The sequence below is a fragment of the Bradyrhizobium sp. USDA 336 genome (assembly GCF_044908355.1).
GTDB classification, from domain to species: domain Bacteria; phylum Pseudomonadota; class Alphaproteobacteria; order Rhizobiales; family Xanthobacteraceae; genus Bradyrhizobium; species Bradyrhizobium yuanmingense.
Window position 1 is genome coordinate 6,277,529 of the sequence record NZ_JBIYDC010000002.1, and the last position, 21,374, is coordinate 6,298,902.

Annotated in this window: 17 protein-coding genes; 10 read left to right on the forward strand and 7 right to left on the reverse strand. The window is 66.3% G+C overall.

All coding sequences use genetic code 11. The features are described from left to right. The first annotated feature begins 2 nt into the window (after window positions 1-2). The gene (locus ABIA45_RS30390; protein WP_404654654.1) at window positions 3-854 is read left to right on the forward strand and encodes an amidohydrolase family protein; all 852 of its coding nucleotides are present in this window, start codon (window positions 3-5) and stop codon (window positions 852-854) included. Between the two features lie 154 nt (window positions 855-1,008). Here ABIA45_RS30390 and ABIA45_RS30395 read toward each other — a convergent pair whose 3' ends face one another. Together ABIA45_RS30395 and ABIA45_RS30400 are read right to left on the reverse strand one after the other, a co-directional pair. Beyond that, window positions 1,009-2,238 carry an ABC transporter substrate-binding protein gene (locus ABIA45_RS30395; RefSeq protein WP_275501343.1) on the reverse strand — a complete coding sequence of 410 codons (1,230 nt, stop codon included), beginning with the start codon at window positions 2,236-2,238 and terminating at the stop codon, window positions 1,009-1,011. A gap of 115 nt (window positions 2,239-2,353) precedes the next feature. Then, a complete protein-coding gene (locus ABIA45_RS30400) occupies window positions 2,354-3,280 on the reverse strand; it encodes a methyltransferase domain-containing protein (RefSeq protein WP_404654655.1) in 927 nt (308 codons plus the stop codon). A 66-nt stretch (window positions 3,281-3,346) separates the two neighbouring features. On the opposite strand from ABIA45_RS30400, the gene ABIA45_RS30405 reads away from it, so the two are divergent. The 5 genes from ABIA45_RS30405 to ABIA45_RS30425 all read left to right on the forward strand — a co-directional run bounded on the left by ABIA45_RS30405 (window position 3,347) and on the right by ABIA45_RS30425 (window position 8,761). Then, on the forward strand, window positions 3,347-4,384 hold the full coding sequence (locus ABIA45_RS30405; RefSeq protein ID WP_404654656.1) for a ligase-associated DNA damage response exonuclease: 1,038 nt from the start codon (window positions 3,347-3,349) through the stop codon (window positions 4,382-4,384). After that, a complete protein-coding gene (locus tag ABIA45_RS30410) occupies window positions 4,381-6,042 on the forward strand; it encodes an ATP-dependent DNA ligase (protein ID WP_404654657.1) in 1,662 nt (553 codons plus the stop codon). The genes ABIA45_RS30405 and ABIA45_RS30410 overlap by 4 nt, the downstream gene beginning before the upstream one ends. Window positions 6,043-6,364: 322 nt before the next feature. Next, window positions 6,365-6,670: a DUF6460 domain-containing protein gene (locus tag ABIA45_RS30415; RefSeq protein WP_271546290.1), complete on the forward strand. Its 306-nt coding sequence runs from the start codon at window positions 6,365-6,367 to the stop codon at window positions 6,668-6,670. A gap of 27 nt (window positions 6,671-6,697) precedes the next feature. Next, window positions 6,698-7,432, forward strand: a complete 735-nt coding sequence (locus ABIA45_RS30420; protein WP_404545441.1) for an MBL fold metallo-hydrolase — start codon at window positions 6,698-6,700, stop codon at window positions 7,430-7,432. Between the two features lie 3 nt (window positions 7,433-7,435). Then, entirely contained in the window at window positions 7,436-8,761 is a 1,326-nt protein-coding gene (locus ABIA45_RS30425; RefSeq protein WP_404654658.1) for an MATE family efflux transporter, read from the forward strand. Window positions 8,762-8,911: 150 nt separating this feature from the next. Here the strand turns inward: ABIA45_RS30425 and ABIA45_RS30430 are convergent, their stop codons facing one another. Then, entirely contained in the window at window positions 8,912-10,009 is a 1,098-nt protein-coding gene (locus ABIA45_RS30430) for a quinone-dependent dihydroorotate dehydrogenase (protein WP_035996478.1), read from the reverse strand. Then, window positions 10,006-10,350, reverse strand: coding sequence for a DUF952 domain-containing protein (locus ABIA45_RS30435; RefSeq protein ID WP_271546282.1), 345 nt, complete (start codon window positions 10,348-10,350; stop codon window positions 10,006-10,008). Before ABIA45_RS30435 ends, ABIA45_RS30430 begins: the two co-directional genes overlap by 4 nt. A 292-nt stretch (window positions 10,351-10,642) precedes the next feature. On the opposite strand from ABIA45_RS30435, the gene ABIA45_RS30440 reads away from it, so the two are divergent. Beyond that, window positions 10,643-11,299 carry a helix-turn-helix transcriptional regulator gene (locus ABIA45_RS30440; protein ID WP_157285681.1) on the forward strand — a complete coding sequence of 219 codons (657 nt, stop codon included), beginning with the start codon at window positions 10,643-10,645 and terminating at the stop codon, window positions 11,297-11,299. 9 nt (window positions 11,300-11,308) lie between these two features. On the opposite strand, the gene ABIA45_RS30445 is transcribed toward ABIA45_RS30440, so the two are convergent. From ABIA45_RS30445 to ABIA45_RS30455, 3 genes are all read right to left on the reverse strand, one after another. Further along, window positions 11,309-12,952, reverse strand: a complete 1,644-nt coding sequence (locus ABIA45_RS30445) for a lysine--tRNA ligase (RefSeq protein ID WP_271546278.1) — start codon at window positions 12,950-12,952, stop codon at window positions 11,309-11,311. Between the two features lie 354 nt (window positions 12,953-13,306). Then, window positions 13,307-16,729, reverse strand: a complete 3,423-nt coding sequence (locus ABIA45_RS30450; protein ID WP_404654659.1) for a hypothetical protein — start codon at window positions 16,727-16,729, stop codon at window positions 13,307-13,309. Window positions 16,730-17,098: 369 nt separating this feature from the next. Then, window positions 17,099-17,686, reverse strand: coding sequence for a PadR family transcriptional regulator (locus tag ABIA45_RS30455; protein ID WP_275501327.1), 588 nt, complete (start codon window positions 17,684-17,686; stop codon window positions 17,099-17,101). A gap of 198 nt (window positions 17,687-17,884) precedes the next feature. Between ABIA45_RS30455 and ABIA45_RS30460 the strand changes: the two genes are divergently transcribed. Genes ABIA45_RS30460 through ABIA45_RS30470 form a run of 3 tightly spaced genes read left to right on the forward strand, consistent with a single transcriptional unit; the run spans window position 17,885 to window position 21,365 of the window. Beyond that, window positions 17,885-18,271, forward strand: coding sequence for a nuclear transport factor 2 family protein (locus ABIA45_RS30460; protein ID WP_025033468.1), 387 nt, complete (start codon window positions 17,885-17,887; stop codon window positions 18,269-18,271). Between the two features lie 39 nt (window positions 18,272-18,310). Next, window positions 18,311-20,101: an acyl-CoA dehydrogenase C-terminal domain-containing protein gene (locus ABIA45_RS30465; protein WP_404654660.1), complete on the forward strand. Its 1,791-nt coding sequence runs from the start codon at window positions 18,311-18,313 to the stop codon at window positions 20,099-20,101. 55 nt (window positions 20,102-20,156) lie between these two features. Continuing rightward, a complete protein-coding gene (locus ABIA45_RS30470; RefSeq protein WP_157285676.1) occupies window positions 20,157-21,365 on the forward strand; it encodes an acetyl-CoA C-acetyltransferase in 1,209 nt (402 codons plus the stop codon). Window positions 21,366-21,374 lie beyond the last annotated feature (9 nt).

Here is a 21,374-nt window from a genome sequence, read left to right on the forward strand (position 1 = left end):
ACATGATCGTCGATGCCCACCAGCATTTCTGGGATCCGGCGCGCGCCGATTATCCCTGGATGGAAGCGGACGAGCTGGCGCCGATCCGCCGTGCCTTCGGCCCGGCCGATCTCGCGCCGCTGCTACAGGCGAACGGCATCGACGCCAGCATCCTGGTGCAATGCCGCTCAGCGCTGGAGGAGACCGAGGAGTTTCTGCGTATCGCGGATGCGACGCCCTCGGTGATCGGCGTGGTCGGCTGGGCCGATCTCACCGATGCGGCGCTCGGCGAGACGCTCGACCGGCTGCGCGCTCTGCCTGGTGGCAACAAGCTGGTCGGCATCCGCCACCAGGTCCACGACGAGCTTGATGCGGATTGGCTGCTGCGCGAGGACGTCCAGCGCGGACTCACGGCCGTGTTCGCCCACGATCTCGCTTACGATTTCCTTGTCCGCAGCCGCGAGCTGCCCGCGGCGGTCGCAACCGCGCAGGCCTTTCCGCACGCGCGTTTCGTGCTCGATCACGCCGCCAAGCCGCCGATCGCCGAAGGCGGCAGCGCCGAATGGTCCGAGCGCATCGCGGCGCTGGCTGCCTGCGGCAATGTCTGGTGCAAGATCTCGGGATTGGCGACCGAGGCGGTCTGGAACGATTGGAATGCGGAACGGCTGTTTCCGTTCGTGGAGCACGCCGCGAAATGTTTCGGCGAGGACAGGCTGATCTTCGGATCGGACTGGCCCGTATGCCTGCTCGCGGGAAGCTACGGCGAGATCACGACCGCGCTGGAGGCCTGCCTGGCGCGGCTCGGCCCGCGTGTGCGCGACAAGGCTTTCGGTGTGAATGCAGCGCAGGCGTATCGGCTGGTGATGGCCAGCTAGCTGCGCTTCCGCTCTGCTGGCAGAGCAAAGTCCAATCGCATTTGAAAATCAGCGGAGGCCGTCATGCCCGGGCTTGTCCCGGGCATCCACGTTCTTTGTGCCGTGTGGAAGGGCGTGGATGGCCGGGACAAGCCCGGCCATGACGATGTGAGTGCTACTCAGACATCGGCTTATCCGAGATGTCCCAGTCCTTGCCGGTGAAGGTGGAGATGAACAGCGTCTTCATCGGCGTGTAGTCCTCGGGCGTGTAGCTGTAGGTGACGCCGTCGAGGAAATAGGGCGAGTGGAAACCTTGGAGGTTCGATGCCTGCTTCAGCACGTTGGCGCGGGTCAGCTCATTGCCGCAGCGGCGCAGGATCTCGGCCATGGTGGCGGCCTGCCCGTAGCCGGCGAAAGCGATGGTGTTGTCGGGGTCGATCGCCGGCGTGTACTTCTTGCGCAGCTCCTCGAACGCCATCACGTCCGGGTCCTTCTCCCATTTCGGCAGGCCGACCTCCTTGTTGTAGCGGATCGCGACGATGCCGGTAGCGTTATCGAGGCCCGCGGCATTGAGGATCGAACGACCGGTGGAGCCGGCGGACAGGAGGTGCAGAGGCTTCCAGCCGAGCTCGGCCACTTTCCGGATCGACTGCGACGAGGCCTTGCCGGTCGAGATGTTGTAGAAGACGTCGGCTCCGGACTTGGAGAGATTGATGAGCTGGGAATCGACGGTCGGCTCGGTGAGATCATAGGTCTGCTCCATGATCACTTGCGCGGTGCCGCCGGCGTCAGTCAGCACCTTCTTGAAGGGACCGAGGAAGTCGCGGCCGAAGTCGTCGTTCTGGTAGAGGATGCCGATCTTCGCGTTCGGCTTCACGCTGACGACGTGGCGCGCGAGGATGCGCGCCTCGGTCGGATAGAGCGGCAGGCCCGCCATCGTCCACTTGAACTCTTTCGGATTATTCCACTTCGACGCGCCGGTGTTGAGCAACAGCTGCGGCACGCCCTTGGAGTTCAGGTATTTGTGCACGGCGGTCTGCGGCGCGGTGCCGAGCGAGCCGTACAATGCGAGCACTTCTTCCTGCTCGACCAGGCGGCGCGTGGCCTCGACGCATTTCGGCGCGCTGTAGGCGTCGTCCATGGTGAGGAACTTGACCTTGCGCCCGTTGATGCCGCCCTTCTCGTTCAGCATCTGGAAATAGGCTTCGCCGACGCGGCCGAGCACGCCGTAGAGCGAGCCGGGGCCGGAATGCGGCACGGTCTGACCGATCTTGATCTCGGTGTCGCTGGCGCCCGCATCGTATTTCTTCTCCGCGGCCCAGACGTAGGGCGCGGGCAATGTCGATGCGGCGATGGTGGCGAGTGTGCCGGCGCTGAAATCGCGCCGCGATGGATTCTTGGTCATTGTTGTTTTCTCCCTGATGCGCGCATTGTGCTGACATCGCAGCTCGGCTCGCAAGTGGGAAGTCGCAGCTTTGCGACGCAATGACGCTCAAATCGGCAGGCGTTAGCGCCTAGACTCAAGTTTTCTCGGCAACGACGACGAGGCCACGCACCGGCTCGTTGTTCTCGTTGCGCGGCGAGGCCGGGTCCAGCCTCAGCAGCTTCAACCCCGCCTTCGCGATGGCGCCGCGCACATATTCCGCGGAATGGGCATAACGCAGGCCGTCGCCGAGCACGATGCCGTCGCCCGCATGCGTCTCCAGCGTGAAGGCGAGCACGCCGCCTGAGACGAGCACGCGCCTTACTTCGCTCAGCACCGGTGCGAGCTCGGAGAGATAGACGAACGCATCCGCGGCCACGACGAGGTTCGCGCTCGCGTCGGCCTTGCCGCGCAGGCCGTCGATCATGTCGGCCACTTCGAGCTCGGCATAGAGGTTCGTCGCCCGCGCCTCCTTGATCATGCCGGGCGACAAATCGATGCCGGTGAAATGGTCGACCTGCTTGGCGAAGGCAGCGGCCGCGAGCCCGGTGCCGCAGCCGAGATCGATGGTGCGCTTGAAGTAGGCGGGCTTCTTGGCCGCGACGCGCGCCGCCAGCACCGCCTTGAAGATCAGCGTGGGGGCGCGATAGCCGAGATCGTTGATCAGGGCGTGCTCGAAGCGCGGCGCGTACTGGTCGAACAGCGCCTGCACGTAGGCCTTGGGCATCTCCGTCATTTCGGTATCGCCGAGCCGCATCAGGTGCAGGCCGGCGCCGTGCTGATCCCCGGGGTCGCATCGCCGCGCTTCACGAAAGGCCGCGATGGCCTTGTCGCGCTGGCCGAGCTGCTGACGGATCTCGCCGAGCGTGAACCAGGCCGAGGTGAAGTTGGGCGCGAGATCGATCGCCTGCTCCAGGAGGTCGGCCGCGGCGGGAAGGTCGCCCTTGAGCTGGAGATCGCGCGCGAACTCGAAACGGCGGTCGGCCATGAGATCGCCGGAGGTCAGGAACAGGCGGAGCGGCATTGAGGAACCAGGAAACGAAATGGGTAAGTGACTCGAAGATGTAATGGTTCGACTTATATAACAGGCATGCGTCCGCAAGACATCCTGCTGCCAAATGCTGCCGGCCTGTGCTGCAAGCCCGGCGGCTTCCATATCGACCCCGTCCGCCCCGTGGAGCGGGCCGTGATCACCCACGGCCATTCCGACCATGCCCGTGCCGGCCACGGCGCGGTGCTGGCGACGCAGGAAACGCTGGACATGATGCGGCTGCGTTACGGCGAGAATTTCGCCGGCTCGACCCAGGCGATCCGCTATGGCGAGGAAATCCGGCTCGGCGATGTCAAGATTAAGTTTCACCCGGCCGGCCACGTGCTGGGATCGGCGCAGGTCGCCGTCTCGTGCAAGGACACCTGCATCGTCGCCTCCGGCGACTACAAGGACGCGCCGGACCCGACCTGCACGCCGTTCGAGCTGGTGCCATGCGATGTCTTCATCACCGAGGCGACGTTCGGCCTGCCGGTGTTCAGGCATGGCGATGCGAGCGACGAGGTCAAGAAGCTGCTGGCTTCCGTCGCGCTGTTTCCGGAGCGCGCGCATCTCGTCGGCGCCTATTCGCTCGGCAAGGCGCAGCGCGTGATCAAGCTGCTGCGTCAGGCCGGCTATGATGCGCCGATCTACCTGCATGGCGCGATGGAGACGATCACGCATTATTATCAGAGCCGCGGGATCGACCTCGGCGAGCTCAAACCAGTGAAGGGCATGAAGAAGGCGGCGCTCGCCGGCACCATCACACTGGCGCCGCCCTCGGCCACCTCCGATCTCTGGACGCGGCGCTTTCCCGATCCGGTCACCGCCTTCGCCTCGGGCTGGATGCGCGTGCGCGCCCGGGCGCGGCAGCGCGGCGTCGAGCTGCCGCTGGTGATCTCCGACCACGCCGATTGGGACGGCCTCACCGCGACCATCGCGTCGACCGGCGCCGGAGAGATCTGGGTCACCCACGGCCAGGAAGATGCGCTGGTGCATTGGTGCCGGAGCAAAGGCCTGAAGGCACGGCCGCTCGATCTCGTCGGCTATGGCGACGAGGAGGAGAGCGAGACGCCGATTCAAGGCGAGGCCGAAGCATGAACCGCTTCGCCGAGCTGCTCGACCGCATCGCCTATGAGCCCGGCCGCAACAACAAGCTGCGGCTGATCACCGGCTATTTTCGCGAGGTCGGCGATCCCGACCGCGGCTATGCACTGGCTGCGCTGACCGGCGCACTCAGCTTCAAGCACGCCAAGCCCGCGCTGATCCGCGATCTCATCGCGGCACGCACCGATGAGGTGCTGTTCGGGCTGAGCTACGATTATGTCGGCGATCTCTCCGAGACGGTGGCGCTGATGTGGCCGAAGGCCGCGCTCGCCGCCCACAACAACCCGCCGCCACCGAGCCTCACCGAAGTCGTCACCACGCTGCGCACGCTCGGCAAGACCGAGTTGCCCAAGCAGCTCGCGCGCTGGCTCGACGAGCTAGATGAGACCGGCCGCTGGGCGCTGCTGAAGCTCGTCACCGGGAGCTTGCGGATCGGCATCTCCGCGCGCCTTGCCAAGACTGCGGCCGCCGCGCTCGGCGACAAGGACCCGCACGAGATCGAGCTGATCTGGCCGGGGCTCGTCCCGCCCTATCTCGACCTGTTCGCCTGGCTGGAGGGCCGCGGCGACAAGCCTGTCAACCGCGATCCCGCGCCGTTCCGGCCCGTGATGCTGGCTCATGCGATCGAGGATGCGGATTTCGCCGCGCTCGATGCCGCCGATTACATCGCCGAATGGAAATGGGACGGCATCCGGGTGCAGGCGGTGGCGGGGCGCGACGAGCGCGGCCATATCACCGCGCGGCTCTATTCGCGCACCGGCGAGGACATCACGGGAAGCTTTCCGGATCTCGTGCCGTCGCTGCGCCTGCCGGGCGCGATCGACGGCGAACTCTTGATCCTGCGCGAAGGCCGGGTGCAGAGCTTCAACGTGTTGCAGCAGCGGCTCAACCGCAAGGTCGTCTCGCCGAAGCTGATCAAGGAGTTTCCGATTCACCTGCGCGCCTACGATCTGCTCGGCGACGACGAGAACGATCTGCGCGAGCTGCCTTTTGCCGAGCGGCGCGAGCGGCTGGAGCGGTTCATCGCAAAGCTCGACGATCCCCGCATCGATCTCTCGCCCACCGTGCCCTTCGATAGCTGGGAAGCACTCACCGCCGCGCGGGCCGATCCCGCCAGCGCCGGCGCCGGCGAGGATGCGGACGCCGTCGAAGGCGTCATGCTGAAGCGGCGCGATGCGCCTTATTTGCCGGGGCGGCCGAAGGGCCAATGGTGGAAGTGGAAGCGCGACCCGCACATCATCGACGCCGTGCTGATGTATGCGCAGCGCGGCCACGGCAAGCGCTCGTCCTATTATTCCGACTACACCTTCGGCGTCTGGACCGAGACCGAGAACGGCGAGGAGCTGGTGCCGGTTGGAAAAGCCTATTTCGGCTTCACCGACGAGGAGCTCCTGCAGATCGACCGCTTCGTCCGCCGCAACACCACGGAAAAGTTCGGCCCCGTGCGTCACGTTGTGCACGAGGGCGACAAGGGGCTGGTGCTGGAAGTCGCCTTCGAGGGATTGCAGCGCTCGCCCCGGCACAAATCCGGCGTCGCCATGCGTTTCCCCCGCATCAGCCGCCTGCGCTGGGACAAGCCGCCGCGCGAGGCCGACCGGCTGGGGACGCTGGAGAAGATGCTGAAGGAAGAGGCGGCGGAGATCGAGGTGTGAGGCGCGCGCTGAGCCGAATTTTGGCGGCGCCTGAGCGCGCGCCTCGTCCTTCGAGACGACCGCTTCGCGGTCTCCTCAGGATGAGGCTAATCGGCGTCGGTGCACGTTATAGCTGCTGCCGCGCACTCCGTCCTCATCCTGAGGAGCCCGCGAAGCGGGCGTCTCGAAGGATGGCCGCAGGCAAACACTCTCAATAGCGTCGCGGGAGAGGTGACCGACCGTCCGAATTAAACTCCCGTAATCCGATTGACGGCCCCTTGCGGGTTCCCCATGTCCCCCGCCGTGCCCTATAATGGGTTCGAATCCGCTTCAGGAGTTTGCGATGGTCCAAGACGTCAGAGATTTGCCGGCCGGCCGCAGCGACGGCCTGCACCGCTTTCTCGGCGGCTCGCCGCTGGCGGTCGCGTTCCGCCTGGCGCTGCTCTCGATCCTGGTCGGCGTCGTGCTGGCGACGATCGGCTTCGACCCCTGGAACATCATCCACAGCATCCGCCTCCTGTTCCAGCGGCTGTGGGACCTCGGCTTCGACGCGGTGAACTGGCTGTGGCGCTACTTCCTGCTCGGTGCGGTTATCGTGATTCCGATCTGGCTGCTGTCGCGCGTGTTCGGCGCGCCACGCGGCAGGTAAGGATCGGATTGAGGGAGTGCGCAGCCGATGCAATTGCGGTTCGTCGGCTGCGGTGATGCCTTCGGTTCCGGCGGCAGGCTCAACACCTGCTTCCACGTCTCGGGGCGCAAAGCGAACTTCCTGATCGATTGCGGTGCGTCGGCTTTGCCGGCGCTGAAGCGGCTCGAGATCGATCGGGGCGACATCGAGCTGATCCTGATCACGCATTTCCATGGCGACCATTTTGCCGGCCTGCCGTTCTTTCTGCTCGACGCGCAATTCTCGCGGCGAATGCGGCCGCTGACGATCGCGGGCCCGCAAGGCATCGAGAGGCGGCTGCGCGAGGTGATGGAGGCGCTGTTCGAGCATTCCTCGAACACCAAGCCGCACTTCGAGCTGAACGTGGTCGAGCTCGCGCCCGGACAAAGCCGAGACTTCGCCGCGGTGAATGTGACGCCCTATCCGGTCGTGCACGGCGAATCGGGCGGACCGTTCCTAGCCTATCGCGTCGCGGCCGAGGGCCGCACGCTCGCCTACACCGCCGATACCGAATGGACGGAGACGCTCATTCCGCTGGCGCATGGCGCGGACCTTTTCATCGCCGAAGCCTATATGTACGAGAAGGTGGTCAAGAATCACCTCAGCCTGAAGACCTTGGAACAGCATCTGCCCGACATCGGCGCCAAGCGGCTCGTCCTCACCCATATGAGCGACGACATGCTCTCGCGCCTGGGCGAGGTCGAGCACCTCGCCGCCGAAGACGGCATGGTGCTCGTGTTCTGAAACATGCACGCGCCCGTCCATCACCGCGTCGGTAGCCGGCAGGTCTTCGCCATCGCAGGTCCTGCGATGATCGCGAACCTCACGACGCCGCTGATCGGCGTGGTCTCGACCACCGCGATCGGACGGCTCGACGATGCCGCGCTGCTCGGCGGCGTCGCGATGGCCTCCGTCATCTTCGACTGCCTGTTCTGGCTGTTCGGCTTCCTGCGCATGAGCACCCTCGCCTTCACCGCGCAGGCGCTCGGCGCGGGCGAGACGCGGGAGCAGACCGTGATCCTGGTGCGCGGCTTCATCGTCGCCGGCCTGATCGGCGCGGCGCTGATCGTGCTGCAGCTGCCGCTGGCAGGCGCACTGTTTGACCTGATGGGCGGCAGCGAGGGCGTGACGCAGGCCGCAAAGACCTATTTCATGATCCGGATCTGGTCCTCGCCTTTCGCCTTCGCCAATTACGTCATCCTCGGCTGGCTGGTGGGGCAGGCCCGCGCCAATCCGGCCCTTGTGCTTCAGGTTGTCATCAACCTCGTCAACATGGTCGCGACGATCCTGCTGGTGCTGGTCTACGACACCGGCATTGCCGGCGCGGCGATCGCCGCGCTTCTGTCCGAGACGATCGGCTTCATGCTCGGCGTGATCGTGTGCAGGCGCCATGCGGTCGGCGGTTTTGCCGTGCCTCGCGCGATGCTGTTCGATCGCGACAAGCTGATGCGGCTCCTGGCTGTCAACACCGACATCCTGATCCGCACTGCGGCGCTGATCGCCGTGTTCCTGTTCTTCACCGCCAAGGGCGCGCGGGCCGGCGACGTCACGCTGGCGGCGAACTCCGTGCTCAACAATTTCCTCCTGGTCAGCGCCTTCTTCCTCGACGGCCTTGCCAACGCGGCCCAGCAGCTCTGCGGCCGCGCCTTTGGCGGACGCGACGCCAAGGGATTTGCGGATTCGACCAGGCTGGTGCTGCTCTGGGGGCTCGGCTTCGCAATCGTCGTCGCCGTGCTGTTCGCAGCGTTCGGCCCTGACATCATCAACGTCATGACGGCGAGCGAGGACGTCCGCCGCGCCGCGCGCGAGTTCCTGCCCTTCATCGTGCTGGCGCCGGTCCCCGGCGTGTTCGCCTTCGGTTTCGACGGCATCTATGTCGGCGCGACCTGGGCGCGGGAGATGCGCAATCTGATGCTGCTCTCGCTCGCGATCTTCTTCGCCGCCTGGCTGGCGCTGCAATCGTTCGGCAATGCCGGCCTGTGGAGTGCGCTGATCGCGTTCTACGTCGCGCGCGGCGGCTTGCAGGGCGCGAGGTATCCGGCGCTGTACCGGGCGACGTTCGTGAAGCCGTAGCTCTCGTGTCCCGGACGCGCGAAGCGCGAGCCGGGACCCAGGATGCGGCAGCATAGGCCCCGGCTCTGCAGCGCACCGCTGCAGAAGCGTTGCCATAGCGCGTCGAAGACGCGCGTAAACGCGCTTATGGCGTCCGGGCACGAGACAGTGCTACATCCCCGGCCAGTCTTCCGCCGTCAGCGTCGCCGCGTCGGCACCGACGATCTCCGACAGCGAATCCCGCCCTGTCCGCAGCAATGTCGACGTCAGGTCGCGCTTGATCTCGTCGACGAGGCCGAGGCCCTTGTAGACCAGCGACGAATAGAGCTGGATCAAACTGGCGCCGGCGCGGATCTTGGTCAGCGCGGCGCCGCCCGAATCCACGCCGCCGACGCCGATCAGCGGGAATGCGCCCTCGACGCGCACATAGGTTTCCGCGACCATGCGCGTCGACAGACGGAACAGCGGCCGGCCGGACAGGCCGCCTTGCTCCTTCGCCCGCGTCTCTTCACGCAACGTGCTCGGCCGCGCGACCGTGGTGTTCGACACGATCATGCCGTCGACCCGGCGCGAGCGCGCGACCTGCACGACGTCGTCGAGCTGGGCGAGGCTCAAATCCGGCGCGATCTTGAGCAGCACCGGCGTGTCGCCGGCCTTCTGCCTGACACGCTCGCGGGCCTCGATCACGCGCGCGAGCAGATCGTCGAGCAGCGCGCCTTCCTGAAGGTTGCGCAGGCCCGGCGTGTTCGGCGAGGAGACGTTGACGGTGAAATAGCTCGCCACCGGCGCGAAGGTCTCGATCAGCTTGACGTAGTCGCCGACGCGGTCCGGCGAATCCTTGTTGGCGCCGACATTGACGCCGACGATGCCGCCGTGCTGCGCCCGCGCGGCAAGCCGGCGCAGAGCCGCCTCCGCGCCGTCGTTGTTGAAGCCCATGCGGTTGATGATCGCCTCGTCGCGCTCGAGACGGAAGAGCCGCGGCCGCGGATTGCCGGCTTGCGGCTTCGGCGTCACGGAGCCGATCTCGACGAAACCGAAGCCGAGCCGCAGCAGCGCGTCCGGCACCTCGGCGCTCTTGTCGAAGCCCGCGGCCATGCCGATCGGATTGGGAAAGTTCAGCCCGAAGGCGCGCACCGCGAGCTTGGGATCATCGGCACGCGGCTTGACCGGCGGCAGGAAGCGCAGGCCCTGGATCGCGAGGCGATGCGCGTCCTCGGGATCGAGCCAGCGCAGCACCGGCAGCGAAAAGGCGTCGAACGCGCGGATCACGGCAACAGCTCCGGAACATCGTGACCGCCGTCGGAGCGCGTGTTGAGGTTTATCACCGCGATCACCGCGCCGAGATCGAGCTCGCCATAGAGATGCGGGAAGAGCTCGTCATTGCGCGAGCGTTCCCAGCGCAGCTCGCTGCCGAGCGCGTCGCCGTCGACCTCGACCAGGAACAGCGCGCGCTGCCCGAAATAGTGCTTGCGCAGGGTCTCGGGAACCTGGGCCGCGGTCGAGAAATGGATGAACCCGTCGCGCGCGTCATCTGCGCTGCCCCGGTAGACACCCTGCCGTTCCGCCTCGCGCCAGGCCGAGGCCGGACAGATTTTGTAGATCTTGACCACCGCTACCGCAGCCTTGTTTGTTCTTTGAGTCTCTTGGGTTTTTTCGCTTTTCGCGGGTCCTCGAAACTCGGGCGCGACCGTAAAGGCCGCCCCTTCCGAACTCAAGGCTTAGTGCCTTTTCCGCGCCGATGAAATCGGCACGGGGCTCCACATTCCCGTTTTGCGCGCTTTCCTGACGCGAACGGCTACCCGTTTCGTTTGCGAACGCCGCCTCGGTCGCCTCTTGCGCGAAAAACGGAAAACCGGTTGATTTGAGGACAGTTTTCCTGAGTTGCGACGGGCTGGACCTTCCATGGTCAGACAGGCCAAAGCGCAGAGGATGCTGACTCACGACCAGATCTGGGCCGCGCTGGACCGGCTGGCGGCGCGCGCCGGATTGTCGCCGTCCGGCCTTGCCAAGCGTGCCGGGCTCGACCCCACGACGTTCAACAGGTCCAAGCGGGTCACCGCCGACGGCCGCGAGCGCTGGCCCTCGACCGAATCGATCGCAAAAGCGCTGGCGGCGGCCGACGCCTCGATCGACAGCTTTGCGAAGCTGATTGATGACGACGGTGGAAGCGGCCGCGGCTCGGTGCCGCTGCTCGGCTTTGCACAGGCCGGAATGAGCGGCGCCTTTGATGAGGCGGGTCTTCCAACCGGCAGGGGCTGGACCGAGATCGCGCTTCCGATCGGAGAGGACGGTCAAGTCTTTGCGCTGGAGATTTCCGGCGCTGCGCTACTGCCTGCCTATCGCGACGGTGACATCATCCTGGTCTCGCCTGCGGCGCCGATCCGCAAGGGTGATCGCGTGGTGGTCAAGATCAAGACGGACGAGATCACGATTGCGACCCTGAAGCGCCGCACGGCAAAGACCCTGGACTTGGCGCCCCTCGATGCGTCACAGGCGGCGCGAACGGTGGCGGCGAGCGATGTCGCCTGGGTTGCGCGGATCCTCTGGGCGAGCCAGTGATGGCGCCGCTCACGCACTCCTTGCCAGTGCGCCGTCGATCATGTTGACCGCGTTCTGCACGCCGTAGACCGCGACGAAGGAGCCGAAGCGCGGGCCCTTCTCCTGGCCGAGCAGCACCTGGTAGAGCATGTTGAACCAGTCCAGCGTCACGCCGGGGCGGCCGTCCTTGCCCTTCTTGACCTGATCGAGGAACGGCTCGCGGCGGCCGATCTCGTAGACGACGTTCTGGATGTCCTCGGCCGAGGCATCCTGCGCCAGCTGCGACAGCGCATCGCGCAAATCCTGCAGCGCGGCGCGCTCGCTGTCCGTGGGTACGCGGAACTGCTTCGTCGGCGCGACGAAGTCGCGATAATAGTTGATGGCGTAACCGACCATCGCATCCAGCTTCGGATGCGTCTGCGGGCTCACGCCAGGGCGGTAGCGGCCGATGAAGCCCCAGAGCGTCTCGGCGTTCTCCGCGTTCGACGACGACACCAGCGTCAGGAGCAGCTGGAAGGTGACGGGCATGTCGCCCGTCGGCGGCTTGCCGTTGTGGATGTGCCAGACCGGATTGCCGAGCTGCTGCTTGCCGTCCTGCTTCGGAAAGCCGTCGAGGAATTGCTGGTAGTCGTCGACGTTACGCGGGATGACGTCGAAATACAGCCGCTTGGCCGCCTTCGGCTCGCGATACATGAACAGCGACAGCGATTCCGGCGAGGCGTAGCGCAGCCATTCGTCGATGGTCAGGCCGTTGCCCTTTGACTTCGAGATCTTCTGGCCCTTCTCGTCGAGGAAGAGCTCGTAGTTGAAACCTTCGGGCGGCGTGCTGCCGAGCGCTCTGGCGATCGCGCCGGACAGCTTCACGGAATCGATCAGGTCCTTGCCGGCCATCTCGTAGTCGACGCCGAGCGCGACCCAGCGCATCGCCCAGTCGGCCTTCCACTGGCACTTGACGTTGCCGCCGGTGACGGGCGTTTCAACTTCCTGGTTGGTGTCGGGATCGACATAGGTCACCGTGCCGGCCGCGACGTCGCGGCGGATCATCGGCACCTGCAGCACGACGCCCGTGGTCTTGCTAATGGGCAGGAACGGCGAATAGGTCGCGCGGCGATCCGGGCCCAGCGTCGGCAGGATGATCGCCATGATCTCATCGTAGGCGGCGAGCATCTTCAGCAGCGTCGCATCGAACCGGCCCGACGTGTAATAGTCGGTCGAGCTCGCGAACTCGTAGTCGAAGCCGAAATGATCCAGAAACGCGCGCAAGCGCGCGTTATTGTGCGCGCCGAACGACGGATATTCGTTCGAAAACGGATCCGGCACCCGCGTCAGCGGCTTGCCGATATGAGCGGCCAGCATCTCCTTGTTCGGAACGTTGTCGGGCACCTTCCGGAAGCCGTCCATGTCGTCGGAGAATGCCAACAGGCGCGTCTTGACCTTGTCCTCGGTGAGCACGCGGAAGGCGTGGCGCACCATCGAGGTGCGCGCCACCTCGCCGAACGTGCCGATATGCGGCAGGCCGGACGGACCATAGCCGGTCTCGAAAAGCACCTCGTCCTTCGGGCTTTTTTTCAGCCGCGCGACAATGGCCTTCGCCTGCTCGAACGGCCAGGCGTTGGATTGTTCGGCGAGCGCACGCAACTCGCTCGGGTTTGCGGCTAGATCAATAACGGACATCAGGGGCCTCCGGGCCGCGGAAAATAGCGATTTCCCCGCAGAATGCAAAAGCTGCGAGCTGATACCCCCAGCCCTCTCTCGCTTGCGGGGAGGGTTATAGCATTGGGGAGTTTCTTCCCTGCGGCCATCCTTCGAGACGCCCGCTTTGGGCGGGCTCCTCAGGATGAGGGCGGAGCGCGCGGCAGCAGTTTCAACGAGCACTGATGCTAATTAGCCTCATCCTGAGGAGGCGCGTCAGCGCCGTCTCGAAGGACGAGGCGTGCGCGCAGGCCGCCGCCACAAGTCATACGCGGTAGCCCTGCGGTTGAGGGGAGGGTTGGGGGTGTCTCAGCGTCGGATCGAACGCGACGCGGCTCAATGCGCTGCTGAGGCCGAGCGCTTGGTCGCCACTTGCTTCGGGGCCGGCTTCGCGCTGGCCTGCGGTGCGCTGTCCCAGCCGCCGTTCGGGGCCGCCACGTTGACGGCATCGTCGGGCTGCGGCTCGGCGTTGAAGGTCTGGATCGCAAGCTTGGCGGCCGCGAGCGATTGCGGGTCGAGGCGCTTGGCGACGTCGTCGCGCTTGCCGGCGGCATCCGCATCGCCCTGGGCAGCTGCCAGGTTGAACCATTTGTAGGATTCGGCGAGGTTCTGCTCGACGCCGATGCCGCGGGCATAGAGGATGCCGAGGTTGAACTGGCTGTCGGCGACGCCGCGATCGGCCGCTTTCCGGAACCACTGCGCCGCGCTCTTGTAATTGGCGCCGCGACCGCCGCCGTCGGCATCGAGCACGGCGAGATTGTGCATCGCCTTGGCGTTGCCGCGCTCGGCGGCCTGGGTGTAGTAGCGGCGCGCGATGTCGGCGTCCTTCTTCACCCCTAGGCCCTTTTCGTAGAGCGTGCCGAGGCGGAAGATTGCGGGGACGACCCCGGCCTGCGCGGCGCGGTCGTACCACTTCGCCGCTTCGTCGTAATTCGTGGCGACGCCCTTGCCTTCGGCAAAGCGCACGCCGATCTCGTAGGCCGCCGTCGCATCGCCCTTCATCGCGGCGCTGCGCAAGACCGGGCCGCCGATGCCGTCAGGCAGCTTCTCGCTCGGCGGCACCTGTACGACGCCGAGCCTGGCGCGGCTGGTGCCCGACAGCGCGCCGGTGACGTCGCTGGAGGCCGGCGGCACCGCCGCGGCAGGCGCTTGCGGGATTTCGACCGAAGCCGAGCCGCCGGACCCGGGAATGGGCGCCGGTGCGGCATTGTTCTGCGACTGTCGTCCGATCGGTGTCGGCGACGTCATCGACGGGGTGATCTGCTCGGGCGCGGCTGGCTTGGTCTCGACCGGCGGCGGCGCCGGCTGCGGTGCCGGCTCGCTCGGGATGTTTTGCATCGCCTGCGGCGTCGGTGACGTGCTGCCGCCTTCGAGCAGGTTCATCGCCATCTTGAAGGTGCCAAGCACGATCACGACCACGCTCGCGCCCACCAGCAGCGAGCGGATCTTGGAGGTGATGGTCGAGCCGCCTTCCTGGCCCTTCTCCTTGGCGCGGGCGATCGCGCCCTTGGCGCCGCGGGCCGGCTTCTCGGGCGGCTGTGCGGCGGCAGCTTGCGCCGCGCGGCGCGCGGCCGCGATGAAGCTCGACGACGACACCGACTCCTTCGGCGCGGCGGCAATTCCGCTGATCGCGCTTTCGGAGGCGGCGATGCGTTCCGACGGCGTGGCGACGCGCCCGCCCGGCCGTGTGCCCGGCTCGAGCGGGTGATCCGGCGGCAGTTCCGGCGCGAGTGCAGCGCGCGCCGTGTGCGGCTCCAGGATCTCACTGATCGCGCGCGGCGGAACCGGCGGAGCCGCCGGCACGGGCGGCGGCGCGGTGGGGGTGGCGGCGTGGAACTCGCGCGGTGCGGCGACGAAGGCAGCCGGGGGCGCCTGCGCGGCAGCTGGATTGGGCAGCTCGGGCTTCGGATCGTATTTCGGCGGCTGTGCTGGCGGTTGCGGCCGCGGCTCGCGTGCCATCGGCGCCGGCTCCATCGCCGCCGCCATCGGCATCGACATCGGCTGTGGGGCGGGGGAAGGCGGCGCGGTGCGCACCGCGCGCAGATCGCCCTCGATCATCGAGAGGCGATCGACGACGTGACCGAGCGCGCTGTGGACGGCCTCGAGCGAGTCCTGGGTGTGCCGGTTGGTCTCGGCCTGACTGAAGCGGATGTCGGAGAGCTCGCGCTTGACGAGATCGACCATGCCGGAATCGGGCGGCGGCGCGGCGTTGCGGCTCTCGGCGAGGGCCGCATAGGTCGCCTGCTGCCGTTCCAGGTGCCTGAGGATGTCGTGCAGCCCGTCCTCGACGCGGCTCAAATTGCCGTTACGCGGATCGGCGGCGGCCTCGATCCGCTCCAGGAGATAGGAAACACGCTGCTCGAGATGGGCGAAGGTCGAGGCGGAATCGTTGCCGACCTGCATGCGATCGAAACGGTCCGACAGCGCGCGGATCGCAGCTTCGAGATGCTCGGTGCTCTCGGACGGCTGCGGCCGCTCGCGCGTTTCCAGCGCCGCCGTGAGCGCCGCGATGCGCTGCTCCAGCACGGCAAAGCTGTCGCTGGGACCGGAGGCGCGGGTGATCTGGTCGACCTTGGACGACAGCAGCTGCACGTCTTCGGATAGCCGTGCCAGCGCCTCGTTGGATGCGACGTTGGAGACGATGGCGCGCAGCGCCGAGATCGCGCCTTCGAGCTGCTGCACGGTCGAGGGATCGTCATTGGCGCGCAGGATCAGGTCGAGCTTGGCGCCGAGATTGCGGATCGCCTCGTCGTAGCCGGTGAGCTGCTCGGCCGGCGTCAGCGTGCGCAACACCTGCTTGATGTCGGACAGTGCGCGCTCGATGCCGGCAAGAACCTGCCCGTCAGTGCCGTTGGAGCGGGTCTCGTCGATCCGGCGGTGCAGCGAGCGGATCTCGTTCTCGATCGATTCGATCGCGCGCCGCGGCATCGCCTCGGTGATGGCGGCGCGGATTTCGGCCAGCTCGCTGCGGAAGGCGTTGATGGCCTGCTCGGTATTGTCAGGCCGCTGCAGCGATTCGATCTGGCTCGTGATCTTGAGCAGATGGCGCTCGAGCGAGGAAAAATCCGGCCCCGGCTGCGGTGGCGGCGGCGCCATCGGCGGCGCGTATGGAGCCGTTGGCGCAAGCGGCGGCGCGGCACGCGGCGGCATCTGCCGCGGCGCAAAGCCGTCGAGCTCGCTCTGGCGCGCGGTGATCTCGGCGACCGCGACGTCGAACGAAGCCGGGCTCAGGGGTGGTGAGCCGCGATAGACTTGCGCGGCGGCGCGCTCGACGGCGTCGGCCTGGCGCTGGCGCGTCTCGGCCGGGGTGAGGCGAGGGGCCTGCGGTTGCGGCGCTTGCCGCTGTGGACGGGAAATCTGCGACAGGCGCGCGTCGAGCCGCGAGATCGCATCATTGAGCTGGCGCGCGACGCCCTGCTCACGCGAGACGTCTGGTCGTGAGGAGTCTTGTCTTGAGGCGTCTTGTCTTGAGGAGTCTTGGCGCGGCGCGGGTTTTGAGATCCGCTCGATCTGCTGGGTGATCGCGTCGAGCCGCCGGTGGATGTCGGCGACTTCGCGGCTCTCCTGACTCGGTCCTTGGCTCGGCACGTGCTGCGGACGCTGATCGTAGGATCCGCGGAAGTTGGGCGGGGCAGTTTCGCCGAGCGTGGAGTTCAGCCAGTCGTTGAGCGACATGCCGGCACGGCGCGCAGCAGCCTCGGCCCGCTCCCGGACGGATGGATCGATGCCGTCGACACTCCACGATACGCGCGAATTCATGACTCTGTCCGGTTCCGACTTCGGCACCCCACCCCGGCGCCTCCAGCTTCCCCACGCGTGCCGGTTGCAAAGACAATCGAATTTGGCGCGGGTCGTCTGCCTCGAAAACCGACTTTTTCCTGTTACGGTAAATAACGAGTTAAGGAATGCGGAGCCGCTTTCTTAAAGTTGGGCGGCGGGAACTGAGGGGCGGTGCTGTGTCGCTCATCCGGTCCCGAAACAAACCGGTGTCATGCCCCGCGAAGGCGGGGCATCCAGTACGCCGCGGCTCCTCGGCTCTAGCCGCGCCGTCTCTGGAATACTGGATCGCCCGCCTTCGCGGGCGATGACAGCGAGGAGGCGGAAAGGGCTCGCGTAACGTCGGCGCCCTCAGCCCTTCTCGCGCTTGCCATCCTCCAGCGGCACCACTGTCGCCTTGCCGCTCATCGCCGATAGCGCCTCCAGCGCCTCCTCGCAGAAATCGGCCACCATCTGCTCGTGGCGGGCGCCGAGCTGGAGCAGGAGCAGATTGCCGAGATCAAGCCGTCCCTCCGCCGTGCCCTCCGGAAAGCGCTTCTTCAGGATGCGCTCGTAATTAGCGTGGCGGTCGCGGTGGTGCTCCAGGCGGGCCATCAGGTCGGTGCGCATGGGCTCGATGTCGATGCTGTCGAGCGCGTGCAGCCGCACCAGGAGGTCGTCCTTGATCGAGGGCGGCGTGCTTGGCCGCGCGGCCCAGTGCCGCAGTGCTGTTCGGCCCTCGGGAGTCAGCGTATAGATCAGCTTATTGGGCTTGCCCGACTGCACGACCTCGCGGCCCTGGATGTAGCCGCGGTCCCGCAGCTTGGAGAGCTCGCGGTAGATCTGCTGATGGTCGGCTTTCCAGAAGAAGCCGATCGAGGAATCGAACGTCTTGGCGAGCTCGTAGCCCGTCATCGGGCGTTCCGTCAGGCATGCGAGGATTGCGTCGCCCAGTGCCATGACTGGCCCCCTTCTTTAGGTTTGACCAACTTGCTTGACTTTATGCGCATCGGCGCATATGCGTCAATGTGCATATGAGGCAGCGTGCAGGCGGGCCACAGGCCCGACTGGAATAATCAAGTGAAATCAATCTCCTCGCTACTGTGCATGGGGTTGTTTTCGCAACTTTTGCCCTAGCCTTGAGGGAGGCATCCGAGAATGACCGGCCTCGATTCCTGGTACGCCTACATGAAGTCCCACGACCGCGCCGCGCTCTGGGACCTCCTGCATCCCGACGCCGTGTTCGAAAGCCCGGTCGTGCACACGCCGCAAGCCGGCCGCGACATCACCTTCAAATACCTCTCCAGCGCCGAGAAGGTGCTCGGCGGCCCCGGCTTCACCTATGTCGGCGAGTGGCGCAGCGATAAAGGCGCGGTGCTCGAATTCAAGAATGTCATCGACGGCATCGAGATCAACGGCGTCGACATCATCAGCTTCGATAGCGAAGGACGCATCACCCACTTCAAGGTGATGGTGCGTCCGCTCAAGGCGATCAACATGCTGCACCGCCTCATGGCGGAGCAGCTTGCCGCCGCCCAATCATAAGCTCAACATCCCCTTCAAGCCCACGCCGGGAGACCCCCAATGCCGATCTATAAAGCCCCCGTCGAAGACGTGAACTTCCTGCTCAACGACGTCTTCCAGATCGATCGCTACGACAATCTCGCCGGCTTCTCCGATGCGTCGAGCGACGTGCGCGAGGCCATCCTCGGCGAAGCCGCCAAGCTCGCTGAAGAGGTGCTGCAGCCGCTCAACCGCGTCGGCGATCTCGAAGGCTGCAAGCGCGCGGATGATGGCAGCGTCGCCACGCCGAAGGGTTTCAAGGAGGCCTTCAAGCAGGTCGCCGAGGGCGGCTGGCTCGGCCTGTCGGCGCCGACCGAATATGGCGGCCAGGGCCTGCCGGTGACGCTCTCGCAAGCCGTCAACGAATTCCAGATCTCCGCCAACATGGCGTTCTCGATGTATGGCGGCCTCACCATGGGCGCGACCGCGGCGCTGCTGGTGCACGGCTCGCCGGAGCAGAAGAAGACCTACGTGCCGAAGATGGTGGCCGGCGAATGGACCGGCACCATGAACCTCACCGAGCCGCATTGCGGCACCGATCTCGGCATGCTCCGCACCAAGGCAGTGCGGCAGGCGGACGGCAGCTTCAAGATCACGGGCACCAAGATCTTCATCTCGGCCGGTGAGCACGATCTCGCCGACAACATCATCCATCTCGTGCTCGCCCGCATCGAGGGCGCGCCGGCCGGCATCAAGGGCGTGTCGCTGTTCGTGGTGCCGAAGTTCCTCGTCAACGCCGACGGTTCGGTGGGCGCGCGCAACGGCGTCGTCTGCGGCTCGATCGAGCACAAGATGGGCATCCACGGCAATTCGACCTGCGTGATGAACTACGACAACGCCACCGGCTGGCTGATCGGCGAAGAGAACAAGGGCATGCAGGGCATGTTCGTGATGATGAACGAGGCCCGGCTCGGCGTCGCCGTGCAGGGCCTCGCGCAGTCCGAGGTCGCCTATCAGAACGCGGTCGCCTATGCCCGCGAGCGCATCCAGGGCCGCGCGCTCACCGGCGCCAAGGCACCGGACAAGCAGGCCGATCCGATCATCGTGCATCCCGACGTGCGCCGCACGCTGCTCTCGATCCGCGCGTTCAACGAGGCCGCGCGCGCCTTCGTGATGTGGACCGCGCTGAAGAGCGACGTCGCCCATCGCTCCGAAGACCCCAAGGACCGCCAGGCCGCCGACGACCACATGGGCCTGATGACCCCGGTGCTGAAGGGCTTCCTCACTGACTATGGCTTCGCCAACGCGGTGCAGGCGCAGCAGATGTATGGCGGCCATGGCTACATCGCCGAGCAGGGCATGGAGCAGTTCGTGCGCGATGCGCGCATCGCCATGATCTATGAAGGCGCCAACGGCATCCAGGCGCTCGACCTCGTCGGCCGCAAGCTGCCGCGCGACGGCGGCCGCGCCATCATGGCCTTCTTCGGCGAGGTCATGGCGTTCGCCAAGGAGAACGGCGGCGACGAGGCGCTGAAGCCCTTCATCACGCCGCTCTCGACCTCGCTCGGCCATCTGCAGCAGGCGACGACCTGGCTGATGCAGAACGCGATGGCGAAGCCTGACAATGCGGGGGCCGCCGCAACCGATTACCTGCATCTCTTCGGCTTCGTCGCGCTCGGCTACATGTGGGCGCGGATGGCCAAGGTGACGCTAGCCAAGATTGCCGAGAGCGGGCAGACGCCCTATCTCTCCACAAAACTCGTCACCGGCCGCTTCTTCATGGAGCGGATGCTGCCGGAGACCGCCGCCAATCTCGCGCGCATCCAGGCCGGTTGCGCCACCATCATGGAACTGCCGGCGGACGCGTTCTGAGCCTGCTTCCGCTGCCTGCTCCCAATCGTAACGAACATCACATCAGGAGGGCGTCATGCCTGAGGCATTCATCTACGACCACGTTCGCACCCCGCGCGGCCGCGGCAAGCCGGACGGCGCGCTGCACGAAGTCACCGCGCTCGCGCTTGCGACCGTGCCGCTGAAGGCGCTGAAGGACCGCAACAATTTGCCTGAGGATTCGGTCGATGACGTCGTGCTCGGCGTGGTCGACCCAGTCGGCGAAGCCGGCTCCGACATCGCGCGCTTCGCGGCGCTGAAGGCCGGTCTCGGCGAAGCCGTGCCCGGTGTGCAGATCAGCCGCTTCTGCGCCTCCGGCCTCGATGCCGTGAACTTCGCCGCGGCGCAGATCATGAGTGGCCAGCATGAGCTCGTGATCGGCGGCGGCGCCGAGTCGATGAGCCGCGTCGGCATCGGCGCCTCCGGCGGCGCCTGGCCGATGGATCCTTCGATGGCGGTGCCGGCCTATTTCATGCCGCAGGGCGTGTCGGCCGACCTGATCGCCACCAAGTACGGCTTCTCGCGCGACGACGTCGACGCCTACGCCGTGCAGAGCCAGCAGCGCGCCGGCAAGGCCTGGGACGAAGGCCGCTTCAACAAATCCGTGGTGCCGGTGAAGGATATCAACGGCCTCACCATCCTCGCCAAGGACGAGCACATGCGTCCCTCGACCACGATGCAGTCGCTGGCGCAGCTGCAGCCGTCGTTCACGATGATGGCGCAGATGGGCGGCTTCGACGGCGTCGCGATCCAGTCGCACCCGGAGATCGAGCGCGTCAATTACGTGCACCATGCCGGCAATTCCTCGGGCATCGTCGATGGCGCCGGCGCCGTGCTGCTCGGCAGCAAGGAGGCGGGCAGCAAGTACGGCCTGAAGCCGCGTGCCAAGATCCGCGCATTCGCCAACATCGGCTCGGAGCCGGCGATGATGCTGACCGGTCCGGTCGACGTCACCGAGAAGCTGTTCGCACGCTCCGGCATGAAGAAGTCGGACATCGACCTGTTCGAGCTCAACGAGGCTTTCGCCTCGGTCGTGCTGCGCTACATCCAGGCCTTCGACATCGACAATGCCAAGATCAACGTCAATGGCGGCGCGATCGCGCTCGGCCACCCGCTCGGGGCGACCGGCGCGATGATCCTCGGCACCGTGCTCGACGAGCTCGAGCGCACCAACAAGTCGACCGCCCTCGTCACGCTGTGCATCGGCGGCGGCATGGGCACCGCGACCATCATCGAGCGCGTCTAAGGGTTGAGG

Bases quoted from the DNA above. Each gene is read 5' to 3' on its own strand.
- ABIA45_RS30420 (WP_404545441.1), top strand. From the start codon at position 6,698: ATGCAATTGCGGTTCGTCGGCTGCGGTGATGCCTTCGGTTCCGGCGGC.
- ABIA45_RS30460 (WP_025033468.1), top strand. From the start codon at position 17,885: ATGACCGGCCTCGATTCCTGGTACGCCTACATGAAGTCCCACGACCGC.
- ABIA45_RS30390 (WP_404654654.1), top strand. From the start codon at position 3: ATGATCGTCGATGCCCACCAGCATTTCTGGGATCCGGCGCGCGCCGAT.
- ABIA45_RS30395 (WP_275501343.1), bottom strand. From the start codon at position 2,238: ATGACCAAGAATCCATCGCGGCGCGATTTCAGCGCCGGCACACTCGCC.
- ABIA45_RS30440 (WP_157285681.1), top strand. From the start codon at position 10,643: ATGGTCAGACAGGCCAAAGCGCAGAGGATGCTGACTCACGACCAGATC.
- ABIA45_RS30415 (WP_271546290.1), top strand. From the start codon at position 6,365: ATGGTCCAAGACGTCAGAGATTTGCCGGCCGGCCGCAGCGACGGCCTG.
- ABIA45_RS30405 (WP_404654656.1), top strand. From the start codon at position 3,347: ATGCGTCCGCAAGACATCCTGCTGCCAAATGCTGCCGGCCTGTGCTGC.
- ABIA45_RS30425 (WP_404654658.1), top strand. From the start codon at position 7,436: ATGCACGCGCCCGTCCATCACCGCGTCGGTAGCCGGCAGGTCTTCGCC.
- ABIA45_RS30450 (WP_404654659.1), bottom strand. From the start codon at position 16,729: ATGAATTCGCGCGTATCGTGGAGTGTCGACGGCATCGATCCATCCGTC.
- ABIA45_RS30465 (WP_404654660.1), top strand. From the start codon at position 18,311: ATGCCGATCTATAAAGCCCCCGTCGAAGACGTGAACTTCCTGCTCAAC.
- ABIA45_RS30445 (WP_271546278.1), bottom strand. From the start codon at position 12,952: ATGTCCGTTATTGATCTAGCCGCAAACCCGAGCGAGTTGCGTGCGCTC.
- ABIA45_RS30410 (WP_404654657.1), top strand. From the start codon at position 4,381: ATGAACCGCTTCGCCGAGCTGCTCGACCGCATCGCCTATGAGCCCGGC.
- ABIA45_RS30455 (WP_275501327.1), bottom strand. From the start codon at position 17,686: ATGGCACTGGGCGACGCAATCCTCGCATGCCTGACGGAACGCCCGATG.
- ABIA45_RS30470 (WP_157285676.1), top strand. From the start codon at position 20,157: ATGCCTGAGGCATTCATCTACGACCACGTTCGCACCCCGCGCGGCCGC.
- ABIA45_RS30400 (WP_404654655.1), bottom strand. From the start codon at position 3,280: ATGCCGCTCCGCCTGTTCCTGACCTCCGGCGATCTCATGGCCGACCGC.